This is a genomic window from Ilumatobacter nonamiensis YM16-303, from assembly GCF_000350145.1.
GTDB lineage: Bacteria > Actinomycetota > Acidimicrobiia > Acidimicrobiales > Ilumatobacteraceae > Ilumatobacter_A > Ilumatobacter_A nonamiensis.
Map to the genome: position 1 here is coordinate 17,883 of NZ_BAOL01000040.1, position 23,639 is coordinate 41,521.

23 protein-coding genes are annotated in these 23,639 nt (G+C 67.5%); 6 read left to right on the forward strand and 17 right to left on the reverse strand.

What is annotated here, in order from left to right; translation table 11 throughout:
* Positions 1 to 20: 20 nt before the first annotated feature.
* The 9 genes from ftsY to ON45_RS22970 form a co-directional block, all read right to left on the reverse strand.
* Positions 21 to 1,181, reverse strand: a complete 1,161-nt coding sequence (gene ftsY, locus ON45_RS05215) for a signal recognition particle-docking protein FtsY (protein WP_040492542.1) — start codon at positions 1,179 to 1,181, stop codon at positions 21 to 23.
* A 47-nt stretch (positions 1,182 to 1,228) separates the two neighbouring features.
* Positions 1,229 to 4,714 carry a chromosome segregation protein SMC gene (gene smc / locus ON45_RS05220; RefSeq protein WP_040492497.1) on the reverse strand — a complete coding sequence of 1,162 codons (3,486 nt, stop codon included), beginning with the start codon at positions 4,712 to 4,714 and terminating at the stop codon, positions 1,229 to 1,231.
* 51 nt (positions 4,715 to 4,765) lie between these two features.
* Positions 4,766 to 5,602 (reverse strand): bifunctional DNA-formamidopyrimidine glycosylase/DNA-(apurinic or apyrimidinic site) lyase, encoded by an 837-nt coding sequence (gene mutM / locus ON45_RS05225; protein WP_040492498.1) that lies wholly within the window; start codon positions 5,600 to 5,602, stop codon positions 4,766 to 4,768.
* 1 nt (position 5,603) lies between these two features.
* Positions 5,604 to 6,278, reverse strand: a complete 675-nt coding sequence (gene rnc / locus ON45_RS05230; protein ID WP_051062510.1) for a ribonuclease III — start codon at positions 6,276 to 6,278, stop codon at positions 5,604 to 5,606.
* A gap of 25 nt (positions 6,279 to 6,303) precedes the next feature.
* The gene (locus tag ON45_RS05235; RefSeq protein ID WP_051062512.1) at positions 6,304 to 6,582 is read right to left on the reverse strand and encodes a phosphopantetheine-binding protein; all 279 of its coding nucleotides are present in this window, start codon (positions 6,580 to 6,582) and stop codon (positions 6,304 to 6,306) included.
* Between the two features lie 47 nt (positions 6,583 to 6,629).
* On the reverse strand, positions 6,630 to 7,613 hold the full coding sequence (plsX, locus tag ON45_RS05240; protein WP_040492500.1) for a phosphate acyltransferase PlsX: 984 nt from the start codon (positions 7,611 to 7,613) through the stop codon (positions 6,630 to 6,632).
* A gap of 25 nt (positions 7,614 to 7,638) precedes the next feature.
* The gene (rpmF, locus tag ON45_RS22105; protein WP_083914393.1) at positions 7,639 to 7,818 is read right to left on the reverse strand and encodes a 50S ribosomal protein L32; all 180 of its coding nucleotides are present in this window, start codon (positions 7,816 to 7,818) and stop codon (positions 7,639 to 7,641) included.
* 138 nt (positions 7,819 to 7,956) lie between these two features.
* The gene (locus tag ON45_RS21095; protein ID WP_051062513.1) at positions 7,957 to 8,469 is read right to left on the reverse strand and encodes a YceD family protein; all 513 of its coding nucleotides are present in this window, start codon (positions 8,467 to 8,469) and stop codon (positions 7,957 to 7,959) included.
* 9 nt (positions 8,470 to 8,478) lie between these two features.
* On the reverse strand, positions 8,479 to 8,829 hold the full coding sequence (locus ON45_RS22970; RefSeq protein WP_158412213.1) for a hypothetical protein: 351 nt from the start codon (positions 8,827 to 8,829) through the stop codon (positions 8,479 to 8,481).
* Positions 8,830 to 8,848: 19 nt separating this feature from the next.
* Here ON45_RS22970 and ON45_RS05255 point away from each other — a divergent pair, with 19 nt between their 5' ends.
* The 3 genes from ON45_RS05255 to ON45_RS05265 all read left to right on the forward strand — a co-directional run bounded on the left by ON45_RS05255 (position 8,849) and on the right by ON45_RS05265 (position 12,957).
* Positions 8,849 to 10,303, forward strand: coding sequence for an aminotransferase-like domain-containing protein (locus tag ON45_RS05255; RefSeq protein ID WP_040492504.1), 1,455 nt, complete (start codon positions 8,849 to 8,851; stop codon positions 10,301 to 10,303).
* Between the two features lie 84 nt (positions 10,304 to 10,387).
* Positions 10,388 to 11,425, forward strand: a complete 1,038-nt coding sequence (locus tag ON45_RS05260) for an NAD(P)-dependent oxidoreductase (protein WP_206537647.1) — start codon at positions 10,388 to 10,390, stop codon at positions 11,423 to 11,425.
* Entirely contained in the window at positions 11,422 to 12,957 is a 1,536-nt protein-coding gene (locus ON45_RS05265) for an aldehyde dehydrogenase family protein (protein WP_206537648.1), read from the forward strand. The genes ON45_RS05260 and ON45_RS05265 overlap by 4 nt, the downstream gene beginning before the upstream one ends.
* Positions 12,958 to 12,963: 6 nt before the next feature.
* On the opposite strand, the gene ON45_RS05270 is transcribed toward ON45_RS05265, so the two are convergent.
* From ON45_RS05270 to rsmD, 3 genes are read right to left on the reverse strand one after another with little or no spacing between them, the layout of a single operon-like run.
* Positions 12,964 to 13,599 carry an ATP synthase subunit B family protein gene (locus ON45_RS05270; RefSeq protein WP_040492506.1) on the reverse strand — a complete coding sequence of 212 codons (636 nt, stop codon included), beginning with the start codon at positions 13,597 to 13,599 and terminating at the stop codon, positions 12,964 to 12,966.
* 7 nt (positions 13,600 to 13,606) lie between these two features.
* A complete protein-coding gene (gene coaD, locus ON45_RS05275; RefSeq protein WP_040492508.1) occupies positions 13,607 to 14,128 on the reverse strand; it encodes a pantetheine-phosphate adenylyltransferase in 522 nt (173 codons plus the stop codon).
* A 12-nt stretch (positions 14,129 to 14,140) separates the two neighbouring features.
* Positions 14,141 to 14,659 carry a 16S rRNA (guanine(966)-N(2))-methyltransferase RsmD gene (rsmD, locus tag ON45_RS05280; RefSeq protein ID WP_040492509.1) on the reverse strand — a complete coding sequence of 173 codons (519 nt, stop codon included), beginning with the start codon at positions 14,657 to 14,659 and terminating at the stop codon, positions 14,141 to 14,143.
* A gap of 74 nt (positions 14,660 to 14,733) precedes the next feature.
* Here rsmD and ON45_RS05285 point away from each other — a divergent pair, with 74 nt between their 5' ends.
* Entirely contained in the window at positions 14,734 to 14,925 is a 192-nt protein-coding gene (locus ON45_RS05285) for a hypothetical protein (RefSeq protein ID WP_040492510.1), read from the forward strand.
* 20 nt (positions 14,926 to 14,945) lie between these two features.
* Here ON45_RS05285 and ON45_RS05290 read toward each other — a convergent pair whose 3' ends face one another.
* The 5 genes from ON45_RS05290 to fakA form a co-directional block, all read right to left on the reverse strand.
* The gene (locus ON45_RS05290; RefSeq protein WP_051062515.1) at positions 14,946 to 16,268 is read right to left on the reverse strand and encodes a cation:proton antiporter; all 1,323 of its coding nucleotides are present in this window, start codon (positions 16,266 to 16,268) and stop codon (positions 14,946 to 14,948) included.
* Positions 16,269 to 16,271: 3 nt separating this feature from the next.
* Positions 16,272 to 16,919, reverse strand: coding sequence for an endonuclease III domain-containing protein (locus tag ON45_RS05295; RefSeq protein ID WP_040492512.1), 648 nt, complete (start codon positions 16,917 to 16,919; stop codon positions 16,272 to 16,274).
* Positions 16,920 to 16,960: 41 nt separating this feature from the next.
* Complete coding sequence (locus tag ON45_RS05300) at positions 16,961 to 19,027, reverse strand: prolyl oligopeptidase family serine peptidase (protein ID WP_040492549.1); 2,067 nt, start codon at positions 19,025 to 19,027, stop codon at positions 16,961 to 16,963.
* Between the two features lie 36 nt (positions 19,028 to 19,063).
* Positions 19,064 to 21,202, reverse strand: coding sequence for an ATP-dependent DNA helicase RecG (recG, locus tag ON45_RS05305; RefSeq protein ID WP_051062523.1), 2,139 nt, complete (start codon positions 21,200 to 21,202; stop codon positions 19,064 to 19,066).
* A 95-nt stretch (positions 21,203 to 21,297) separates the two neighbouring features.
* Complete coding sequence (fakA, locus tag ON45_RS05310; RefSeq protein WP_040492514.1) at positions 21,298 to 23,034, reverse strand: DAK2 domain-containing protein; 1,737 nt, start codon at positions 23,032 to 23,034, stop codon at positions 21,298 to 21,300.
* Positions 23,035 to 23,172: 138 nt separating this feature from the next.
* On the opposite strand from fakA, the gene rpmB reads away from it, so the two are divergent.
* Positions 23,173 to 23,364: a 50S ribosomal protein L28 gene (gene rpmB / locus ON45_RS05315; protein ID WP_040492552.1), complete on the forward strand. Its 192-nt coding sequence runs from the start codon at positions 23,173 to 23,175 to the stop codon at positions 23,362 to 23,364.
* Between the two features lie 17 nt (positions 23,365 to 23,381).
* On the forward strand, positions 23,382 to 23,603 hold the full coding sequence (locus tag ON45_RS05320; RefSeq protein WP_040492516.1) for a hypothetical protein: 222 nt from the start codon (positions 23,382 to 23,384) through the stop codon (positions 23,601 to 23,603).
* The last annotated feature ends 36 nt before the right edge of the window (positions 23,604 to 23,639 follow it).

Sequence of the window (23,639 nt, forward strand, 5' to 3'; positions counted from 1 at the left end):
TCTGACCCGTGACGTAACGGTCAGCGTTCGAAGAGGGCGTTGACGAATTCGTCGGGGTCGAACGGGATCAGGTCGCCGATCGTCTCGCCGATGCCGACCAGCTTCACCGGGATCCCGAGGTCGGTCTCGATCGCGAACACGATTCCGCCCTTCGCCGAGCCGTCGAGCTTGGTCAACACCACTCCGGTCACGTCGGTGGCCTCGTGGAACTCGCGCGCCTGGATCAGACCGTTCTGACCGGTGGTCGCGTCGATCACCAGCAGCGTCTCGGTCACCTCGCCCGCGCCCTTCTCGGCCACGCGGCGCACCTTCTTCAGCTCGTCCATCAGGTTCGACTTCGTGTGCAGCCGACCGGCGGTGTCGGCCATCACGAGATCGGTGTTGCGTGCCGCGGCCCGCTCGACTCCGTCGAACACGACGGAACTGGGGTCGCCACCCTCGGCTCCGCGGACGAAATCCGCTCCCGCTCGTTCGGCCCACGTGCTCAGCTGCTCGGCGGCAGCGGCGCGGAACGTGTCGCCCGCCGCGAGGAGCACGGAACGACCCTCGACGGTCTGTTGGTTCGCGAGCTTGCCGATCGTCGTGGTCTTTCCGACGCCGTTCACGCCGACGAACATCCAGACGTTCGGCTCGCCCTCGGCGCGCGCCTCGAATGTGAGCGAACGCTCGCTCCCCCGCAGGCGGCTCGCCATCTCCTCCTGCAACGCGTCGAGCAGCTCGCTCGGCTCGGTGATCTCCTTCGCGGCGACCCGCTCGCGCAGGCCTTCCAGCAGCTCGTCGGTGATCTTGACGCCGACATCGGCGCGCAACAGCGCCTCCTCGAGATCGTCGAAGCTCTCGTCGGTGATCCCGGAGCGACCGAGGACGCCCGAGATCGCACCGGCGAACGTCGACCGGGCCTTGGCGAGACGCTCGCGCAGCGTTCCCGGGGCGGGTTCCGGCTCGACCTCGGGTTCGACGACCGCGGTGTCAGCCTCATCCTCGTCGGTGATCGTCGCCGACGAACGCTCCTCGAGAATCGTGCCCGACTTCGTACCGGCTCCGCCTCTGCCCGGACCGTCGACGCCGGGAGACGACGGCGGAAGCTGTCGCTGGTTGCGACGGTTCAGGACCACCACGCCCACGCCGAAGACGAGGACGAAGGCGAGCAGTACGAGCAGGAGAACTTCTACGGCACCCATCGCCATGCGACGCTACCGCCGCCGGCCCCGGCACTGAGCAGGCTGGTTCAGGTGTCGGCCGACGAGCGCGCCGTGTCGATGCGTTCGGTGATCACCTTCGACGAACCGCCCGGCTGCATGCTCACGCCGAGCAGGCAGTCGCCGGCCTCCATCGTCCGCTTCTGGTGCGACACGATGATCAGCTGGGCGTCCTTGCGGAACTCCTGGATCAACCCCAGGAACCGGTGCAGGTTCACGTCGTCGAGGGCGGCCTCGACCTCGTCCATCACGTAGAACGGCGACGGACGCGAACGGAACACGGCGAACAGATACGCGAGCGCGGTGAGGCTGCGTTCTCCGCCGGACAGCAGCGACAGCTTCTTGACGTTCTTTCCGCTCGGCTTCGCCTCGACCTCGATACCGGTCTGCAGCAAGTCGTCGGGATGGGTCAGCTTCAGCCGGCCCGTGCCGCCCGGGAACAGCAGCCCGAAGAGTTCGGTGAAGTTGGCACTCACGTCGGCGAACGCGGCCGCGAACACGTTCTGGATCTCGGCGTCGACCGCGGCGATCACCCGCGCGAGTTCGCGCCGGGTGCTGCGCACATCCTCCAGCTGCGTTTCGAGGAAGGCGTGACGGGTCTCCAGTTCGTTGAACTCCTCGAGTGCCAACGGGTTGATCGGGCCGAGCAGCCGGAGCTCGCGTTCGAGTTCGCGGACGCGCCCCGCAGGAGTCGCCCCCTCGGGGATCTCCGGCATCTCCGCTGCGACCGCGACCGCCGGTTCGATGTCCAGGTCGCGGCGCAGCGTCTCGATCGAGTTCTCCAGACGGAGCTTCGCCTCGGCCTCTTCGATCTCGGCCTTCCGGGCGCGTTCGCGAGTGACATCGAGTTCGCGTTCTTTGTCCGTACGTTCGCGGCGCAACGTATCCAGTTCGGTCGTGAGGCCGCGCACCTCGACGCTCTGCTTCCGGCGAGCCTCGACGAGTTCGCCATGGTGCGCCTCGACGACCTCCTGATGGGAGCCGACGACCGCCGCCAAGCGATCGATCACACCCATCGATCGTTCGATGACGACGCGCCGTTCCTCTGCCGATGCTCGAGCCTCCGCGTCGGCTTCCAGTCGCCGCTCCGTCTCGGCGATGCGCTTCTCGAGGATCTGACGGTGCTCGATCAAACCGGCGTTGCGAACCTCGAGGTCCTTGCGCTTCGATGCCAGGGCGGCTGCGCGCTGCTCGAGGTTGGCCCGCAGTTCACCGCGAGCCCGTGCCGCATCGGCCTCGGCCTGCTCGTCGGACTCCAAGGCAGGGAGCAGCGCTTCGAGTTCGTCGACCCGCCGCTGCTCACGCTCGCTGTTCTCCGCCGCCTCCTCGATCGACCTGCCGACCGATTCGAGCTCTGCCTGCACGCTGCGCTGCTCGCCTTGCGCCCGCGCCAAACCATCCGAGGCGGCCGACAACTTGGTGTCGTTGTCGTCGAGGAGTCGACTCACGTCGGACTCGCTCCGGCGTGCCGCTGCCAGTTCTGCCGTCGCCGTAGCGAGCGCGGCATCGGCGATCTCCAGACGCGACGAGGCCCCATCGGCCAGAGCCTGCGCCTCGTCGAGCGCCGCCGCCGTCGCACCAGAACCTGCTGCTCCGATCCGCCAACCGCTCAGGCCGAAACGATCGCCGGCCTCGGTGACGATCACGGCGTCCGGATGGGTGATCGCTGCGTCGAGCGCAGCAGGCATGTCATCGATGCGGACGGCCCCGCCGAGCAACCCGTCGAGCAGTGCACGCACGTCGGGGTTCGCCGAGCGGGCGTGTTCCCGAACGGGCCGACCGGACGTGGTCGGCTCGTGTGCGGAGAACTTCGATCCGAGTGCGAGCACGGCTCCGCTCGTGTCCGACGAACGCAGCGCATCGAGCGCGTTGCGCGCTGAATCGGGATCCGACACGACGACCGCGGTCAACGACTCGCCGAGTGCCGCCTCGACGGCGGCCTCCCACCCGGCATCGATCTCGATCAGATCGAGCAGCGTGCCGAGCACACCATCGACACCTTGCAGACGCTCGGCCCCAGCCCGCGCTCGCGCCGAGTCGAGCGCCAACTGCAACGCCTCCACCCGCGCCGTCGCCGTGGATGCGGCATCGGCGGCCTCCGCTCGCTCGACGCGCGCCGCCTCGGCATCCGACTCGGCCGTCGCGAGGGCGTCCTCGGCAGCGGCCAGGCGATCGAAGAGCGGCCCCTCGACCGAGCCCGCCTGCTCGCACTCGGCTCGGTATCGCTCGGCCTCGTCCACCGCCAACTGCATGCGTTCGGTGAGAGACTCCTGGCGGCTCCGCGAGCGTCGGAGATCGCCCAGCGAGCGTTCGAGGCTCGCCTTGACCGATCGTGCCTCACCACGGACCTCCGCAGCGGCGCTGGCAGCCTGAGCGGTCGGCTGATCCGAGCCGACTGCGTCGAGCACCTGGGAGCGCTCCGCGGCGAACGCCTGCTCTTCGTCGAGCAACTCCGCGGCGGCCGGCTCGAACGTCTCCAGTTCGGCGACGACGTCGATGAGTTCGGACCGGAATCGTGCGGCGTCCGCCTCGAGGTTGGCGACGACACCGGCATCGATCAGCTGCCCCTTGTCCCGCTCGAGCGACCGTCGACGCTCGACCAGCACGGCGGTCAGTCCGCGAGCCCGTTCGCGCAGTTGCTCGACCCGGACGAGCTTGTCGCTGACGTCGCTCGCACCACGGGCGCTGAGTTGGGCCTCGATCGACATCACCGAGGTGTCGAGTCCCGACAGCGTCGTCTTGATCTCCTGCTCGGCGCTCGCTGCATCGAGTTTCGTCGTGGCCAGAGCTTCGAGCTTCGTGCGGAATCCGTCGATCTCGCGACCGGCGACGAACGTCTTCAGGTCGGTCAACTCCACGATCAGCGATCCGTGGCGTTCGGCCGCCTTCGCCTGCCGTTCGAGTGGTCGCAACTGTCGCCGCACCTCACGCAGGAGGTCCTGGACCCGCAGCAGGTTCGCCTCGGTCGCATCGAGGCGACGCTCGGCCTTCTCCTTGCGCTTGCGGAACTTGAGCACCCCGGCGGCTTCCTCGATGATCGCTCGGCGTTCCTCGGGCCGCGCGTTGAGGACGGCGTCGATCTGGCCCTGGCTGACGATCACGTGCTGCTGGCGACCGACTCCCGCGTCGGACAGCATCTCCTGGACGTCGAGCAGACGACACGCCACGCCGTTGATCTGGTACTCCGATTCTCCGGTGCGGAACAGCACACGGGTGATCGTCACTTCGTTGAACTCGACGCCGAGCGTTCCGTCCGAGTTGTCGATCGTGATGCTGACCTCGGCACGGCCGAGCGCCGGTCGGGTCGCCGTGCCGGCGAAGATCACGTCGTCCATCTTCTGGCTGCGCACGGCCTTGGGCGACTGGGCACCGAGCACCCACGCCATCGCGTCGACGACGTTGGACTTGCCCGACCCGTTCGGCCCGACCACGACGGTGACGCCGGGTTCGAGGACCATGTTCGTCGAATCGGCAAACGACTTGAAGCCCTTGAGGGCGAGACTCTTCAAGAACACAGCGTCCAAGAAGCTACTTGCTCCGCCCCCGAACCCACCGTGACCGCCGGGTCAGCGCTGGCAGACGGGACAGAAGTGGGTGCTGCGGCCACCGCTCACGGTGCGCCGGATCCAGCCTCGTCCGCACGTCGAACAGCGCTCGCCGGTGCGGCCGTACACTCGGTGGTCGTCCTGATACGACCCGGACTGCCCCATCAGGTCGACGTACTGGTTGTCGCCGAGCGTCGATCCGCCGGCGGCGATCGAGGCCGACAGGATGTCGACGATCGCGTCGTGCATCCTCCAGGTCGCCGGGGCATCGATCGAGTTCGCCGCACGATCTGGGCGCAGACGGGACCGGTGCAGCACCTCGTCGGCGTAGATGTTGCCGATCCCGGCGATCACGTGTTGGTCGAGCAGCAGCGGCTTCAACGCCCGCGACGTCGACCGGACGATCCGCCGGAGTTCGGTCCGCGGGAACTCGTCGGCGATCGGATCGACGCCCAACGCCGCCACACCGGGAAGCTGCTCCTCGATGAGGTCCGGATCGAACACCACCACCTCACCGAACGTTCGAGGGTCCACGAACCACGCCTCGCGTCCGTCGTCGAGATGCATCACGACATGCGTGTGCGGCGGGCGGACGGCGCCACCCTCGGCGAGCAGCACCTGCCCGGTCATCCGGAGGTGGATCATCATCGACTCGCCGCTGTCGAGGGGACACAACAGGTACTTCCCGCGCCGATCGGCAGCGAGCACCACGGTGTCGGTGAGCCCGGCGATCAGCTCCTCGCGCGACGTGCGCCGCACCACTCGTTCCCGACCGACCTCGACCCGGGTGATGCGACGCCCCACCAGGTGTCGATCGAGTCCACGCCGGACCGTCTCGACCTCGGGGAGTTCGGGCATGTCAGTCGAGTACGCGGCACGCCGCTTCGGCAGCGATCTGCTCGGCGGCCTTTTTCGAGCGTCCCTCACCTGTGCCGAGCCGGTCGTCGCCGACGCGCACGACGGCGGTGAACACCTTCTCGTGGTCGGGACCGGTCGAGGTGAGTTGGTACTCGGGTGCGGGACGACCGTGACGAGCGCACCGCTCCTGCAGCTCGGTCTTCCAGTCGAGATGGCCGAGACCGTCGATCGTCGCGGCGAGCCGGGTGGCGACATGTCGTTCGACGAGATCGAACGCGGCCTCGGTGCCACCATCGAGGTAGACGGCGCCCAGCACCGCTTCGAACGCGTCCGACAGGATCGACGGCTTTCCGGCTCCGTCGGCCGCAGCTTCTCCGCGACCCAGTTTGATGTAGGCACCGAGACCGATCTCGCCGGCGACCGAGGCCAGCGTGTGGGCATTCACCACACTCTTCCGGAGGTCGGTCAGACGACCCTCCGAGAGGTCGTCGAAACGGCGATATGCGATGTCGGCGATCGCCCAGCCGAGCACTGCGTCGCCCAGGAACTCGAGCCGCTCGTTGCTGTCGGCACCGTCGTGCTCCGCGCACCAGGAACGATGCGCCAACGCCCGATCGAGGAGTTCGACGCGCTCGAATCGGTAGCCGATCCGTTCGCTCAGCTCGTCGAGGTCCACCGCAGTCGTCGAAGCCGTGGGAGCGTCAGTCGTTGGCGTTCTCGAAGACGTAGTCGACGGCGTCGCGCACCGTCTTCAGGTCTTCGAGGTCCTCGTCCTCGATGCGGAAACCGGCGGCCCGTTCGCCGACTTCCTCTTCGAGCGATTCGACCAGTTCGATCAACGCCAACGAGTCGGCATCGAGGTCATCGACGAAGGACTGCCCTTCGGAGATGGTGTCGGGCTCGATCTCGAGAATGTCGGCGAGGCGGTCACGCACGATCCGGAGGATCTCGTCGCGCTCGATGGTGTTTTCCGAGGACATTGCGCAGACCCTACCTGGGGCATCCCGTCCGGAAGGGAGCGCTGCGCTCAGCGAGTGGCAGCGATCGCCGCGGTGATCTCGGCGGTGATCTCGTGGTCGACCATGTCCCGCGCGACCCCGATCCCGTTCCGGATCGCCTCGGCGCTGGATGAACCGTGGGAGATGATGCACACGCCGTCGACCCCGAGCAGGATCGCCCCGCCGTAGGTGTCCGGGCTGAGCGCCGAGTACAGCGGCATCAGCGCCGGCATCAGCGCCTCGGCGTGTTCCTGGTACTCCTCGGCGGAGAACGCTTCGAGGAGCGCGCCGATGATGGCCTTCATCCCACCTTCGAGGGTCTTCAGCACCACGTTGCCGGTGAACCCGTCGGTGACGCACACGTCGAGTTCGTCGCTCATGATGTCGCGACCTTCGACGTTGCCGATGAAGTTGATGCCCGGCGTCTGCACGAGCAGTTCGTGGGTCTCCTTGCGGAGGGTGTCACCCTTGGTCGCCTCCTCGCCGATCGACAGCAGCCCGACGCGCGGGTTGTCGATGTCGAAGCGATGGCGGGCGTAGATCGAGCCCATCTGCGCGAACTGGGCGAGCCAGTCGGGCTGCACCTCGGCGTTGGCACCGGCATCGAGCATGACCGTCGGGGACGAGCCGGGAACGGGAATCGGTGTGGCGATCGCGGGTCGCTTGACGCCTTTGATCCGGCCCATCCGCAACAGCGCGGAGGCCATCGTCGCGCCGGTGTTGCCCGCAGAGATCATCGCTGCGGCGCGTCCGTCGCGGACCGCCTCGGCGGCGCGGACGAGCGTGGAGTCCTTCTTCCGACGGACTCCGGACGCGGGGTCGTCGTGCATGCCGATGACTTCGGACGCCTCGATCAGGTCGAGAACAGTGCCATCGGCGGATTCCCGCCCCTGGAGGTCGGGGGGTCCGACGAGCACGACGGGAATCCCTGCGGCGACGGCCGCGTGGGCTCCGTCGAGGTTCGGGCCGGGGCCGTGATCGCCGCCCATGGCGTCGAGAGCGACGGGGAGCATGTCGGTCAGCGTGAGGACCGCAGCGTCAGCTGACGTCGATGGCGTACCGGTCGCGGTACCAACCACAGGTGCCACACACCGTGTGCGGTGTCTTGGCGGCGCTGCACTTGGGGCAGACGCTGCGCGACGGAGCCTTCAGCTGCCACGCGCTGGCGCGGCGGCTGCGGGTCTTCATCTTGGAAGTCTTCTTCTTCGGGACAGCCATCTCTTGCTCTCGTTCTCTCCGTGCGACGATGTCCTGAGCGGTCACTCAGGTCGGGTCAGGGCCGGTCGTCAGGGCCGCATCACGTTATCGGGACCTCGTGGCGCTCCAACGTGCCGGTCCGCACTCCTCGACCGCCGATCAGTCGTCGAGCACCAGGCCGTCGAGGGCCGCCCACCGGTGGTCCTTGACCTCGGTGTCGCACGCACAACTCTCCACATTGCGATCGACCCCACACTGCGGGCACAACCCGGCGCACGCTTCCCGGCACAGCCGTTCGTCGTCGAGTTCCAGCAAGGCGGCCTGCCGAGCCATCGGTGCCAGGTCGAGCTGTCCGTCCTCGATCGGATAGGCGTCCTCGTCCAAGACCTCCACCTGATAGAGCTCGTCGATCGTTGCCGAGGCCACTCCCGACAGCTGCTTCAGGCATCGACGGCACGGCCGGGCCCACGGTGCGGCCACGTGTCCGCGCACGACGATCCCGTCGTTGAGCGCTTCGAGGTCCACCTCGATCGCAATGTCGCCGGCGAGTGCATCGTGCACGACGTCCAGGTCCTCGCCGGAGACCTCGACGTCGACGGTCTTGACCGCACCGGGCTGACGCAGCAGCTCGATCGCGTTGATCCGTAGTGCACGTTTCGTCGGTGCATCCATGCTCGCAGCCTACGACCGAACGCTGTCCGTCCCGGATGTCCCTGCCGCTCGCGTGAGCTCGTCGTGGAGGCGCGCGGTGTGTGGGCCACCGACCAGCGGGTGGATGATCGCGGCCCTGGCGATCATTCGCAGCAGGGCGACCGGGGCGTCATCGCCGCTGAACTTCCATCCGACGCCCGAGAGCAGTGCCAGTTCGGCGGCAGCAGCGGCGAGGAAGGGGACCAGGCGTTCGTCCACGTCGGCGACCTCGACTCGGGCCAACAGCCCGTTGACATCTGCCGCCGTTGCACCCATCGGTCGACGGGCGGGCGGTTCGGTGATCCAATCGGTCTCAATTGGCTCTGTCGTGAGGGAAGTCATGGACCTATTCTCGAACTCCATGGCCCCGATTTCGAGCTCCAATGCCCCGAAGGTGGGTACCAATCGACTGGTCCAATTACTTGGTCCGTGGTCCACTCACGACGGACCGCTCTATCAGCAGCTGGCGGCCGAGATCACCACGCTGATCGCGTCCGGCAGCCTCCGGGCGGGGGAACAACTCCCTCCGGAACGGACACTCGCGAGCGCCCTCTCGGTCTCGCGTGGAACCATCGTGCGAGCGTTCGACCAGCTCGCGTCGGATGGGGCCGTCGAACGACTCCGCGGGAGTGGGACGATCGTCGCCGGTCGGCCGGTCACCACGGGAACGCGCTCGGACGACTTCATCGGCGAACGCCTGTGGGCCACCGAAGGCGCAGCAGTCGATCTGCTCAAGGCGATTCCGATCATGCTGCCCGAGGTCGCCGACCTCGTGAGCTCGATCGATCTCACCCCGCACGCAGCCGACCTCGATGGCGCCGAGCCACTCGGATGGTGGCGGCTCCGCGAGTCCATCGCCGCCCTGCACACTCGCCAAGGGCTGCCGACATCACCGCACCAGGTCCTCGTCACCTCCGGCGCGCAGCAGGCGATCTCGTTGGTTGCCGGCGCGATGGCGCATCCGGGCGAGGTGGTTCTCGGAGAGGAGGACACCTGGCCTGGGCTGATCGATGCCGTTCAGCACATCGGCGCTCGCTTCGAACCGGTGCAGCTCGACCGCGACGGACTCGTCGTCGACGATCTCGAAGCGAAGATCGACCGCTTTCGACCCAGCCTGATGGCGTTCAATCCCCAGCACCAGAACCCCACCGGTTCACGGCTGCCTCCCGAACGAGTGGCCGCCGTCGCAGCACTCGCGCGTCGCTACCGCATTCCCACCCTCGAGGATCGAGTCGCAGCGGACCTCGGTTTCGACCGCCGACACCTGCCAGCGATCGACGAGCACGACACCGGCGGATACGGACTGATCGCCGGTTCGATCTGCAAGGTCGCCTGGCCCGGTTTGCGGCTCGGATGGCTCCGTGCCGACGCCCAGGTGATCAACCGGCTCCGGTCCCACAAAGCGGTGGCCGACATGTTCACACCGGCGATCAGCCAGGCACTCGGTCTCGCCGTGGTCGAACGCTACGACGAGTTGACGGGCCGTCGGCTGGACCAGCTTCGTCCGGCCGCCGATCTCGTTCTCGCCACGCTGCGCGAACAGTTGGACGACTGGTCGTACGCCCCGCTCCGAGGTGGGCTGTCGGTGTGGGCGTCGCTCCCGGAGCACACCTCGGCGACGGCGTTCGTCCAACACGCCAATCGCCACGGTGTGCTCATCGCCTCCGGGCGTCAGTTCGGTGCGATCGACGCCGACTGCCCGAACATTCGCATCCCCTTCACCGCTCCGTACCCGCAGCTGGCCGAAGGTCTCCAACGCCTCAGCCATGCCTGGCGCACATTCGACCGGCAACCCGTCGCGGCGACCGTGGTCTGATCCGGGAACCTCGATTGTCGACACCCGTGGGTCTACCCTGGCGACTCTCGGAAACGAGAAATCCCCGAAGCACCAGGAGTGTTCGTGCCCAGTTCTTCCACTGACCCTCAGTCCCGCACCGTCGAGCACATCGGCTTCATCGGACTCGGCAACGTCGGCGGCAAACTCGCCGCCAACCTCGCACGGAACGGCTTCGACGTGACCGTGCACGACCTCGACGGGGCCGCGGCTCAGCGGCTCGTCGACCTCGGTGCCCGCCGCGCCGACAGCGTCGCGCAGCTCGCCGCAGACTCCGACCTGGTCATCACCTGCTTGCCGTCGCCGGCGATCAGCGCTGCGGTGATGGAGGCCCCGGACGGAGTGCTCTCGGCGTTGACACCCGGAGCGCTCTGGTTGGAGATGAGCACGACCGACGCATCGGAGGTCCGCCGCCTCGGTGAACTCGTCGCGGAACGGGGAGCCCGACCCCTCGATGCCCCGGTCTCGGGTGGCTGCCACCGCGCCGCGACCGGCAACATCTCCATCTTCGTCGGTGGTGAGCGGGCTGCCTTCGAGCAAGCCTTTCCCGTGCTCCAGTGTCTCGGTCGACGGATCCTGCACACCGGCGAGCTCGGCACCGCATCGGTCCAGAAGGTCATCACGAACTACCTCGCGTCCGCCCATCTGGCCGCGCTGGCCGAAGCCTGGACGGTCGCCAAGAAGGCCGGGATGGACATGGCGACCACCTACGAGGCGATCAAGGCGTCGTCGGGCAACTCGTTCGTCCACGAGACCGAGAGCCAGGTCATCCTCAACGGGAGTTACGACATCAACTTCACGCTCGATCTCGTCGCCAAGGACCTCGGCCTGTTCACGGCCCTCGCCGACCGGTACGAGGTTCCGACCGACGTCGCCACGGCGGTCACCGACGCGTTCGCCGACTCGGCCGTCCGGTACGGCGGGCGTGCCTGGTCGCCGATGGTCACGCGACGGCTGGAGGAACAGTGCGGTGTCGAGATACGCGCGCCGGGATTCCCCGCCCAGATCGTCGATGACGAACCCGAGGCGCTCGGTTGGGAGGTCATGATCGACCGACTCGACGATCTGGCCGTGGTCGTCGGATCCGAGGACGCCGGATCGTGACCGACACATCACTGCAGGCGATCGCCGAGTGGGACCACGCGACCTGGAAGTCCTTCGCCGCCGAACTGACGGTCGACGGGCGCAACGTGATCGACGGTGAACGTCGGGACGCGCTCGACGGGAGCGTGATCGACTCGGTCGACCCGACGACGGGCCGGATCGTCGGACGGATCGCCGGAAGCGGTGCGTCCGACGTCGATGCCGCGGTTGCGACCGCCCGGGCCACACACCGGCGCGGCGACTGGTCACGGCTCCCTCCACGAGAGCGTGCCGCCGTGCTGTTCCGCTGGGCCGACCTGGTCGAGACCAACGCCGCCGAACTCTGCGCGCTCGACACCGTCGAGATGGGCCGCCCCATCTCGGACATGGTCCAGTACGACCTTCCCGAGGTGGTCACGACCATCCGCTTCTTCGCCGAAGCCATCGACAAGATCACCGGGACCACCACCGCGACCGATCCCGCGGTGCTGCACTACACGCTGCGTCAGCCGTACGGAGTGGTCGCCGCGATCTCCCCGTGGAACTACCCGCTCCTCATGGCGACCTGGAAGTTCACGCCCGCTCTGGCGGCGGGCAACTGCGTGATCCTGAAGCCGGCCGAACAGGCTGCGCTGAGCGCGCTGCGCATGGCGGACCTGTTCCTCGAGGCCGGCGGACCGCCCGGCGCGTTCGCCGCGCTCGCCGGTCTCGGTGAGCACGCGGGACGCGCGCTCGGACTCCACGCCGGCGTCGACAAGATCACCTTCACCGGCTCGACCGAAGTGGGCAAGGAGCTGCTCGTCAGCGCCGGCAACTCCAACATGAAGGAAGTCGCGCTCGAGTGCGGCGGCAAGAGCCCCCAACTGTTCTTCGCCGACCTCGACGACCTCGACACCGCGGTCGACTCGGCCATCGACGGAATCTTCGACAACATGGGCGAGGTGTGCAACGCCGGTTCACGGTTGCTCGTCGACGTCGCGATCCATGACGAGTTCTGCGAGCGATTCGCGGAACGGGCCGCCGGTCGCTACGTACCTGGTGACCCGCTCGACCCTGCGACCCGCTGCGGTCCACTCGTCGACCAGGAGTCCTGCGCGAGGGTGACGGAGCACATCGCAACGGCCGCTCGCCAGGGGGCGCGCAGCATCTTCGCCGAAGTGATGCCGGGCGGACTCCGCGACGGGGCCTTCGTCGCACCGATCGCCTACGCCGACGTCGATCCCTCGATGACGATCGCGCGCGACGAGATCTTCGGACCGGTCGCAGCGATCATTCCGTTCAGCTCGGAGCGAGAGGCCATCGATCTCGCCAACGACTCCGAGTACGGGCTCGCGGCCGGAATCTGGACGAGCGACCTCGACCGCGCACACCGCTGTGTCCGCGACCTCGAGGCGGGCACGATCTGGGTGAACACCTTCAACGACGGCGACATGACCCAGCCCTTCGGCGGGTGGAAGCAGTCGGGGAACTCCCGCGACAAATGCATCGAGAGCCTCATCGAGTACACCCAGGAGAAGTCCGCCTGGTTCTCGCTGGGCGAGAGCGCTTCCTGATCCGGGTCAGGCTTCCTGATCGAAGAATCCGTGGTCGTCGACGGTGTCGTCGGCAACCTCGACCACTTCGCCGCCGATCGACAGGCGCTGGCGGCCCGCGTGGACGGTCTTGCCGAGCTTGTCGAGCAGGATCTCGAAGGAGCCGAGACGCTGGTCGAGGAAGTCCTCGGTCTCGTGCTTCAGTCGACGTGAATCCGCTTCGGCCGTCTCCATGACCTGCCGCGCCCGCTGTTCGGCGGCGCGGACGACTTCGGTGCGCTGCACCATCCGCTCGGCGCGCACCCGGGCGGCCTCGAGCAGCTCATCGGCCTCGCGACGGGTCTTGCCGACGAATTCCTGGCGCTCCTTGAGCATCCAGCGCGCCTGACGGAGTTCGTCCGGCAGACGGTTGAGCGACTCCTCGAGCAACTCGATGATCTCGTCACGGTCGATGCGCGGTGACGACGACAGCGGCATCGTCGGAGCGGTGGCGACGATGTCGATCGCCCGCCGGAGCAGCGTTTCCGCGTCGCCGACGAAGTTGCCGGCCTCCCCGACCGCCGAATAGTCGTTGTCGTCGACGACGTCGTCGTAGGCGTCTCGGGGGTCCCGTTGCTCGTAGGTCTCGTCGTACCGGTCGTCGTAGCGATCGTCGTAGGTCATGGCGCGTTCAGTCCTCTTCGTCTTCCGCCACCCGGCGAGCCAGAGCGTCGGCGACGACCGGCGGTACCAGGTGGGATACGTCCCCACCGTAGTTGGCGATCTCACGGACGAAACGGCTACTCACGAAACCGAGGTCGGGACGGCACGGGACGAACACGGTCCGCATCCCGGTCACCGACTGGTTCATCTGGGCCATCTGCTGTTCGATCTCGAAGTCTCCGGGTGTCCGCAGGCCCTTGACGACGAAGTCGGCGCCGGCGTCCGCGGCGGCCTGAACGGCCAGGCGGGAGTGCTTTTCGACCGTGACGCCGCCGAGGTGGTCGGTCGCCGACTCGATCAATGCAACTCGCTCGTCGACCTCGAACATCCCCGCGGGCTTCGCGAAGTTGTACATGACGGCGACCACGACCTCCCCGAAGAGTTCGTGTGCCTGCTCGATCACGTCGAGGTGACCCAGGTGCAGCGGGTCGAAGCTCCCCGGATAGAGCACCCGCCGTGCCGGCGCCGTCGCAGTGGGATCGTCACTCATGCCTGCGGAACGCTACTGCGCCGTTCGTTCGAGAAAGGTCACCCACGTTCGCCCGTACCGCTTGGAACGCACGACGGTCCAGCCGTCGGCCTCGCTCAACGGGCGCCCCGACTCGGCCACGACGAAGGGAGCACTCACACTTCCGAGCAACGCCTCCCACCCGTCGAAGTCGTAGGGCGGGTCGGCGAACACGATGTCGACGTCGAGATGTCCAGCGGCCTGCGCCGCGTCCGACCGGACGACTTTCGAACGCCCGCCGAGGTCGAGTGTGTCGAGATTCTCCTCCAGCGCACGAAGCGCCACGCGATCGCGTTCGACGAACGTGCACCGTTCCGCTCCGCGACTGAGCGCCTCGATCCCGATCGCACCGGTGCCGGCGAACAGGTCCGCAACGAGCGCTCCGTCGATCAGACCAGCGGACCCGAGCGCATTGAAGATCGCCTCACGAACCCGGTCCGTGGTCGGCCGCGTCGACGTTCCCTCCGGCGACACCAGCTTGCGACCACCGAGTTCTCCCGCTACAACGCGCATCGGCGCACTGTATCGACGCCACCCGTCGTCGACCGGTCGACCGGACCACCCGCACGAGCAGGCAGACTGGTTCCATGTTCGCTCCGCCTCCGCAGATCACGTGCATCGACTGCGGTGGACGGTGTTTTCTCCTGACCGCGCCACGGGAGGACGGCTACTGGGAGGCCGGCGACGCCGTCGCGTACCGGTGCGAGGACTGCCTCGACCGCTGGGACCTCGTGCTGGAGGACTCCGACATCGAGAGCGACGGTCGCGCCGATTGGTGACACCGGGGCGGGCGCGAGCGTCACCGCTTCAGCGACCAGCGGCCCTTCGGGATCATCGATCGCTCCTCATCGCTGAGCTCGTGCTCCATCATCATCTCGGCACGATCGGACTCGTCGCCGGTCTCCATCGCCCGCGCCGCCCATGCTCCGTAGAGACGGGCACCTGGAGCCGCCGTGGCACCGTGGAGCACGATCGAGAACGCGACCGTCAACGCGATCACGCCGAACACCTGCTCCCCGACGCCGACGAGCGACTCGGTGTCCTCGAGCAACAGCAGGCCGAAGACGATCGAGGCGAGTCCGCGCGGACCGAACCAGCCGAGGAACAGGCGTGAGGGTGGCTTCAGCGAGGTTCCGATGAGCGAGACCCAGACCGGGACCATCCGACCGACCGTCAGGCTCAGCACTGCGCAGACCACGATCGTCACCGTCGCGTCGGCGAGCGCATCGGCGAGCAGCACGTTGCCGAACACGAAGAACGCGGCCAATCCGAAGAGTTGTGCGGCATCTTCGGTGAAGGCACCCAGCCGCACCGGAAGCGTGGGAACCGCTTCGTCCGGGCGCGACCGGAACGAGCCGAACATCAGCCCGGCCACGAACGCGGCGATGAACGAGTTGCCCTCCACGACCTCGGCAGCGAACAGCGCCACGATCGGGACCACGAAGGTGGCGAGTTGCTGGAACCGGGCGTCGGCCCAGTTCCGATCGTCCGACCACCGCAGCGCCATGATCGTCCCACCGCCGACGACCACCCCGAGCACGATCCCGAGGCCGATCTGTTGCGTCACGAAGACCACCCAGTCGGCGGCGCTCTGCTCCTCTTCGAGGATGATCGCGGTCATCACCGCCACGACGGGAACGACGAGTCCGTCGTTGACCCCCGACTCGACGTTGAGCGCGAGCCGGTCGCGCACCGGAACGGTCTCGTCTTCGACGACCGCGGTTCCGAGCGCCGCGTCGGTCGGCGCCAGAATCGCGGCGATGAGCGCGACCTGGACCAGCGGCAGCTCCGGGAACAGCAACGCGTTGATCAGGGTGCCGAGCACGATCGTGAGCGGGAGGCCGATGGCAAGCAGCCGGGACGGGATCACGAGATAGCGCCTCAGGCGGCGGATGTCGATGCGCACGGCATCGCTGAAGAGAATGATCGCGAGCGTGACTTCGGCGAGCAGAACGATCGTCTCGTTGTCCGGAGCAACGTCCACCATGTCGGTGGCGTCGCCGAGTACTCCCGCGGCGACGAAGACCATCGGCATCGTCAGCGGCCACCGCTCGATGCGCATGGAGACCACCGCGAACGCGATCACGGCCACACCGAGCGCCGCGACTTCGCCCGGGCCCATGGATCAGCGTCCGGACTCGAGGGCGATGCGCTTCTTGGAGGCGGCCCAGCCGCAGATCGGGCACGTCGAGAGGTCGTGGCGACGTGCCGGGCAGTACTCCCGCCCGAAGTAGATGATCTGGAGGTGCCGGTCGCCCCAGGTGTCGATGGGGAACACCGCCTTCAGGTCCCGCTCGGTCCGCTCCACGTTGGAACCGTTCGACAGTCCCCATCGCGCGGCGAGCCGATGGATGTGCGTGTCGACTGCGAACGCCGGCACACCGAAACTCCCCGCCATCACGACGGACGCCGTCTTGTGGCCGACGCCGGCGAGCGACTCGAGGAAGTCCCAGTCGCCGTAGACCTCGCCTCCGGCGTCGATGATCTGGTTTGCCATCAGCCACAGGTTCTTCGCCTTCGTCGGCGCCAGTCCGACCGTTCGGATGTGGGCCAGGATGTCCTCGGGGTCGAGGGCCGCCATCTTCTGCGGCGTGTCGGCGACAGCGAAGAGGCCCGGGGTGACTTCGTTGACCTTCTTGTCGGTGGTCTGCGCCGACAGCATCACCGCCACGAGCAGGGTGTACGGATCGGTGTGATCGAGCGGGACCGGCGGGTTCGGGTACAGCTCGTCGAGGATCTCACCGATCCGATCGGCCTTGTCCTGGCGACGCATCCGGCGACCATACCCGTCGGTGCTCGCCGGGTCCCGAACCGCTAGCCCTTCATGAGCCGATCACGGAGGAACGTGAAGATCAGCGCCTGCATCGTCGCCTGCTGAGCCGCGTCAGCCGCTCCCCCATGGCCGCCCTCGATGTTCTCCCAGTACGTCACGTCACGATCTTCACGCTCGAGCTTGGCCGCCATCTTGCGTGCATGCCCGGGGTGGACGCGATCATCTCGCGTCGAGGTGGTCAGCAGGATCGGCGGCAGGTCGATGTCGGTGCCGCGCAGGGCGTCTGCGAGGTGATACGGCGAGTAGCCCTGGAGGTACGACCAGTCGCTCGGATCGTCCGGATCTCCGTACTCGGCCATCCACGACGCTCCGGCCAACAGCAGGTGGTAGCGCTGCATGTCGAGCAACGGCACCTGGCAGACCACGGCTCCGAAGAGCTCCGGGGTCCGCAGGTACATGTTTCCGACGAGCAGGCCGCCGTTGCTGCCGCCGGTGATCCCGAGACGGGCGGGCGACGTGATGCCGCGCTCGATGAGCGCTCGGGCGACGGCCTCGAAGTCCTCGTACACCCGTGGGCGCTGGTCACGGCGACCGGCGCGGTGCCATGCCGGGCCGTACTCACCTCCGCCGCGGATGTTCGCCAGCACGTAGACGCCGCCCTCGACGAGCCACGAGCGTCCGACGACGGGTGAGTAGGCGGCGACGCGCGGGACCTCGAAACCGCCGTATCCGGACAGCAGCGTCGGTTGCGAACCATCCGTCGACGCGAGCGCTTCACGGGTCCCCACGACGAAGTACGGGATCCGCGTGCCGTCGGCGCTCGGGGCGAAATGTTGCTCGATCGCCATCTCGGCAGCGTCGAAACGGGGCGGCGCCTGGCGCAGCAACTCGGGAGGTCCGTCGTCGGTGAGCGACGTGACGTACAGCTGCTCGGGCGTCAGGAAGTCGTTGGCGATCAACCAGATGTCGTCGCGCGCGTCGGCGTCGACCGCACTCACCGACAGCGACCAGACGTCCGGCAGTCCGGTCAACGGCTCGACCATCCAGTCACCGTCGACCGACGACGGCGGCGTTGCGACCGACAGCACGTTGCGCACGTCGTCGAGCACGTCGAGGACGACGAGGTTGCGTGTACACGTGAAGTCGACGAGCGATGCGGTCGCGCTCGGAACGAAGAGGGCCGAGAGCGACGAGCGTTCGTCGAGAAAGCCGTCGAGGTCGGAAACCAACAGCGACCCCGCCGGGTGCACCGCACCGTCGTCCTCGAGATCGCTGCGCGGCACGACGAAGATCCATCGTTCGTGGACCCGCACCTCGGCATCGTCGGGAACGGCCAGCTCAACGGTCTCGCCGTCGCGCAGGACCGCGGTGCGGCTGGTGAAGAAGTCGGGTGCTCGCTCGAACACGTGGTGTTCGAAGCCGGGCAAGGTCGACACGGACACGCCGACCGCGACGTCGGATTCCTCCCCCTCGAAAACGATCTCGGACGCCTCGATCGGTGTCCCCCGCCGCCAGCGGCGCACGGTCCGCGGGTATCCCGAGCGGGTCAGGCTTCCGGCGCCGAAGTCACTCGTGACGTACACCGTGTCGTCGTCGATCCACGTCAGGCCTCCCTTCGCCAGTGGGCGAACGAAACCGCCTTCCTCCTCCGGCACGAAGCGGTTCTCGACGAGATCGAACTCACGCGTGACCGACGCGTCGGACCCCCCGGGTGAGAGATCGATCAGTGCCCGCCGTCGATCTGGCCGTCGAACCGACGCTCCGTGGAACACCCACGACTCACCTTCGTCGGCACCGAGCGCGTCGACGTCGAGGATCGTCTCCCACGCCGGATCGCCGCCGCGGTAGTCGTCCCAGCTCGTGCGTCGCAACAGACCGCGGCGATGGTCGGCATCGGTCCAGAAGTTGTGGACGACGTCGCGGTGTCGCGTCGGATACGCGATCCGATCGTCGGCTTCGAGTACCGCGAGCGTCGAGGTGCGCAACCATTCGAACTCCGCAGAGGTGAAGAGCGACGCCTCGGCGCGCTCATTGCGTTCCCGGACCCACTCGAGCGCGTCGGACCCCTCGACGTCCTCCAACCATTGGAACTCATCAGCATCAGTCACCCGCGTGACCGTACCGACGCACGAGAGTGGGCGCATTCACGAACGGGACAGGAACTCCTCGTCTTGGTCGCTGAAGATCATGTCGAGTTCGTCGGCCAGCAGCGGATGTTGCGCAAGATCGGGATCGGAATCGACGATCGAGAAGGCCGCCTCCCGCGCGAGTTCGACCAGGTTGCGGTCGCGTCGCAGCGACGCCAGCTTCAGGTCGCTGCGGCCCTTCTGCGCGCTCGACATCAGAGTCCCCTCTCCCCGCAGTGCGAGATCGACCTCGGCGAGCGCGAACCCATCGGTCGTCTCGACCAGTGCCTCGACACGCGGGTTGCTCGCGTCGACCTCCGGATCGGTCTGTTGTGTGACCAACCAGCACGTCGAGGCATGTTCGCCGCGGCCGACGCGACCGCGCAGCTGATGGAGCTGTGCGATCCCGAACCGGTCGGCGTCGAGGATCACCATCACCGTCGCGTTGGGAACATCGACTCCCACCTCGATCACGGTCGTGGCGACGAGCACGTCGATCTCTCCGCTGCGGAAGCGATCCATGGTCGCCTCCTTCTCGTCGGGCGTGAGCTTGCCGTGCAGCAGACCCAACGACAGCCCCTCCAGTTCGTCGTTCGCCAGACGTTCGAACGTCTCCTCGGCCGACGCCACTTCGAGCTTGTCGCTCTCGCCGATCAACGGACAGACCACGTACGCCTGACGGCCCGCTTCGACCTCGGAGCGCACATCGCGCCACACACCGGTTTCCATCAGCGTCCCGTTGGCCCACATCGTGACGATCGGTGTCCGACCCGGCGGAAGTTCGTCGAGCACACTCACGTCGAGATCTCCGTAGACGGTCATCGCTGCCGTCCGCGGGATGGGCGTCGCGGTCATCACCAACGTGTCGGGCATCCGGCCGCCCGCCGACTTGTCCCGCAACGCCGACCGTTGCTCCACGCCGAAGCGATGCTGTTCATCGACGACGACCATGCCGAGCGACTCGAACCCGACCGCGTCCTGGATCAACGCGTGCGTCCCGATCGCGATGTCGACCGATCCGTCGGCGAGTCCCGCGAGCACGTCCTTGCGCGCGGCGCCCGTCACCCGGTTCGTGAGCAGTTCGATCCGCAACGGGCGATCTCCGAACAGGTTGTCGGGGTCGGGCACGGTCACCCCGTCGAGCATCTCGCGAACACTCGTGGCGTGCTGTTCGGCCAACACTTCCGTCGGGGCCATGAGCGCCGCCTGGTGTCCGCTCTGCACCGCGACGAGCATGGCGGCGACCGACACCACGGTCTTGCCCGCGCCGACGTCGCCCTGGAGGAGCCGGTGCATCGGATGCGGGTTCGCGAGGTCGGCGAAGATCTCGTCGATGGTGCGTCGTTGCGCACCCGTGAGCGGATACGGCAACGAATCGTAGAAGCGCTCGACCAGTTCACCCTCGGGCGTGTGGGTGACACCGTGTTGGCCTCGTTCGAGAGCGCGCTTGCGCAGGACCAGCACCAACTGCACCCGCAGCAGTTCGTCGAACGCGAGCCGCCGACGAGCACGTTCCTTCTGTTTCATGTCCTCGGGGAGGTGGATGCCCTCCAATGCTTCGGACCGGGGGATCAGACGGTGCTCCGAGCGCACCGCCGACGGCACGGGATCGGCAATTCCGCGAGCGGCACATCTGCGAAGCGTCTCTTCGACCCAACCCGCCATCTCCCAGGTGTTGATCTGGGCCTTCTCGCTCTGCGGATAGATCGGAACGATTCTCCCCGTGCGGTCGCCGATGAGATCGACGACGGGGTTCGACATCTGCAGGCCGCCGCGATAGGTGTCGGCCTTGCCGAAGAGTGCGATCTGCAGGCCCTCTTTCAGCTGCCGCTCGCGCCACGGCTGATTGAAGAACACGACGTCCATCCGCCCCGACCCGTCGCCGACGTTCACGTTGACCATCGCGCGCCGGTTCCGCGTCATCCGCTTGTTGACCGAGCGCACGGTGACCAGCACCAGCGCCTCCTCGCCCGGGACGAGGTCGGCGATCCGCGCCTCGTTCGTGCGATCGACCCAACGCCGCGGGTAGGTCGTGACCAGATCGAACAGGTTCTCGATCTGGACCTTCTCGAGCGAGGCCAGTTTCTTCGGGCCGACGCCCTTCAGCCGCTCGACGGACATCCCCGCCAAGTCCCGCAACGTGATCGGCTCACTCATCGAACGCCATCCTGCCCGATCCCGCATCACCCGTCATCGGACGTGCTCGAGGCCGGTCAAAATTCTTCTCCCAGCAGCGCTCGGATGCGGCGCCTCTACTCCACACCGAAGAGGTAGGGGTAGAGGGGTTGTCCGCCGTCGTGGACCTCGACCCCGACGGCGCCGTGGTGATCCCCGAGCCATCCCTCGATCGATTCCGTCGTTGCGGCGTCGGCGCCATCGCCGGTGATCACGGTGATCAGCTCGGAGTCGTCGTCGAGGATCTCGTCGAGGAGACCGACGACCGTCGTGAAGAGGTCTGGCGCGCACGACACGATGCCGTCCCCCTTGACGATGCCGATCCAATCGTCCTTGTGGATCGCTCCGACCTCGGCGTTCGTGTCCCGCACCGCCTGCGTCACCTCGCCGGTGGTCACCGACGCCGCCGCCTCGACCATTCCGGTTCCGTTCGCGGCGCTCGTCGCCTCGGGGTCGTAGACGATGAGCGCGGCGAGGCCCTCGGCGACCGAGCGGGTGGGAACGACCACCACGGCTTTCGTGGTCAAGGCGTTGACCTGCTCGGCGACGGGGATGATGTTCTTGTTGTTCGGGAGGATGACGACCTGCTGCGCGTTGACGTGCTCGACGGTGTCGAGCAGTTCGGCCGTGGACGGGTTCATCGTCTGTCCGCCCGTGACCACACCCTGCACGCCCAGCTGGGCGAACAGCTCGACGAGGCCGTCGCCGCTGCACACGCCGACGACGGCGGTGGTGACCGGCGGGAGACCAGCGCCGGCCGCCGCCGGCTGCGGCGCCGACGGGCTCGCTGACCGGTCCCCGGTCATGGCGGCCTCGCGTTTCGCGTGTTCGTCGTCGACTTCCTCGAACAGGTCGGTGACTCGGATCTGCTTCGGCCGACCGTCGAGGTCGAGCGCGACCTCGACCGCGGCGCCGATGTCGTTGGTGTGAACGTGGCAGTTCCAGATCCCGTCACCGCCGACCACCACGATCGAGTCACCGATCGCACCCCATCCCTGCTTGAAATCCTCGATCCGTTCGTCGAGCAGGTCCATGAAGTACATGACCTCGTAGCGCTGGTCGGCAACGTCGACCTCGCCGGCCCCACCGACCTTCAATGCTCCGCTCCGCTCGGGTGCGGGAGCGTCGAACGCGGCGGCCACCGCCCCGCCGGTCCCGTCGTCTTTCTCGGCCTCGGGAAGCGGGTCGCCGGCGACGACGTGGAGCGCCGAGTCGAGCAACAGCAGGAAACCTGCGCCGCCGGCATCGACCACGCCGGCATCCTTCAGGACCTGGAGCTGTTCGGGGGTGTTGTCGAGGGCGCGTTTGCCCGCCTCGCGCGCCGTCCGCACGACGTCGGCGAGCGAGCCGCCATCGTCCGACGCGGTTCGGGCGGCCTCGGCGCTCTCGCGCACGACGGTGAGGATCGTGCCCTCGATCGGCTTCAACACCGCCTGGTAGGCACCGGCCGACGCCGCCTGGAGCGCGTCCGCGAAGCGCTTGCCCCGCTCGTCGCTGTCGGGGGTCATCGACTTCATCGTCGTCGCGAAGCCGCGCATGATCTGGCTGAGGATGACGCCGCTGTTCCCGCGTGCCCCCATGAGCGAGCCGTGGCTGATCGCGTCACAGGTCGCATCGAGGTCGTCGGCGTCGGCCGTCTCCATCTCGGTCACGACGGCATCGAGCGTGCGCGCCATGTTCGTCCCGGTGTCGCCGTCGGGAACCGGATAGACATTGAGGCGGTTGAGTCCGCCCGCATGCGCCTTGACCGTGTCCCGGAAGGTGACGACGAGATCGCGCAGCGACTCGGTGCTGAACCGTTCCAGAGTGGGCACGGCATCGGAGTGTAGAGGGGTCGTGGAGATGTGTCGGCGGTTGGACGGTGCGAAAGCGCCGCTAGCATCATCTGGCCGTTCGGTACGCCCACACGGGGCACCCGACGCCGGACAGCAAACGTTCTCCAGGAGAAGATGATGGCATCGAAGTGTGAAGTGTGCGGCAAGGGCCCGTCGTGGGGCATGTCCGTCTCCCACTCCCACCGGCGGACCAAGCGCCGTTGGAACCCGAACATCCAACGCATCCGTGCGTCGGTGAACGGCGCGACCAAGCGCGTCAACGTCTGCACCGGCTGCATCAAGTCGGGCAAGGTCGTCAAGGCCGGCTGACGCCGGTTCGTTCGATCATGCAGGGCGTCATCAAGGCCTACGATCCCCAGACCGGTGACGGCCTCGTCATGGCCGACACCGACCTCGCCGACTACGACCTCGCCGCGAACGCGCTCGAGGGGTCGGTGTTCCGCATGCTGCGCCAGGGCCAGCGGGTCGTCTTCGACCTCGACGATGCCGGCCGCGCCACCGCGCTGCGCCTCGGCTCCGAGGTCGACATGGGCACACCCGGGCACTGACCCTCCCATCGCGGAAAGCGATTCCGCCCCCTCCGA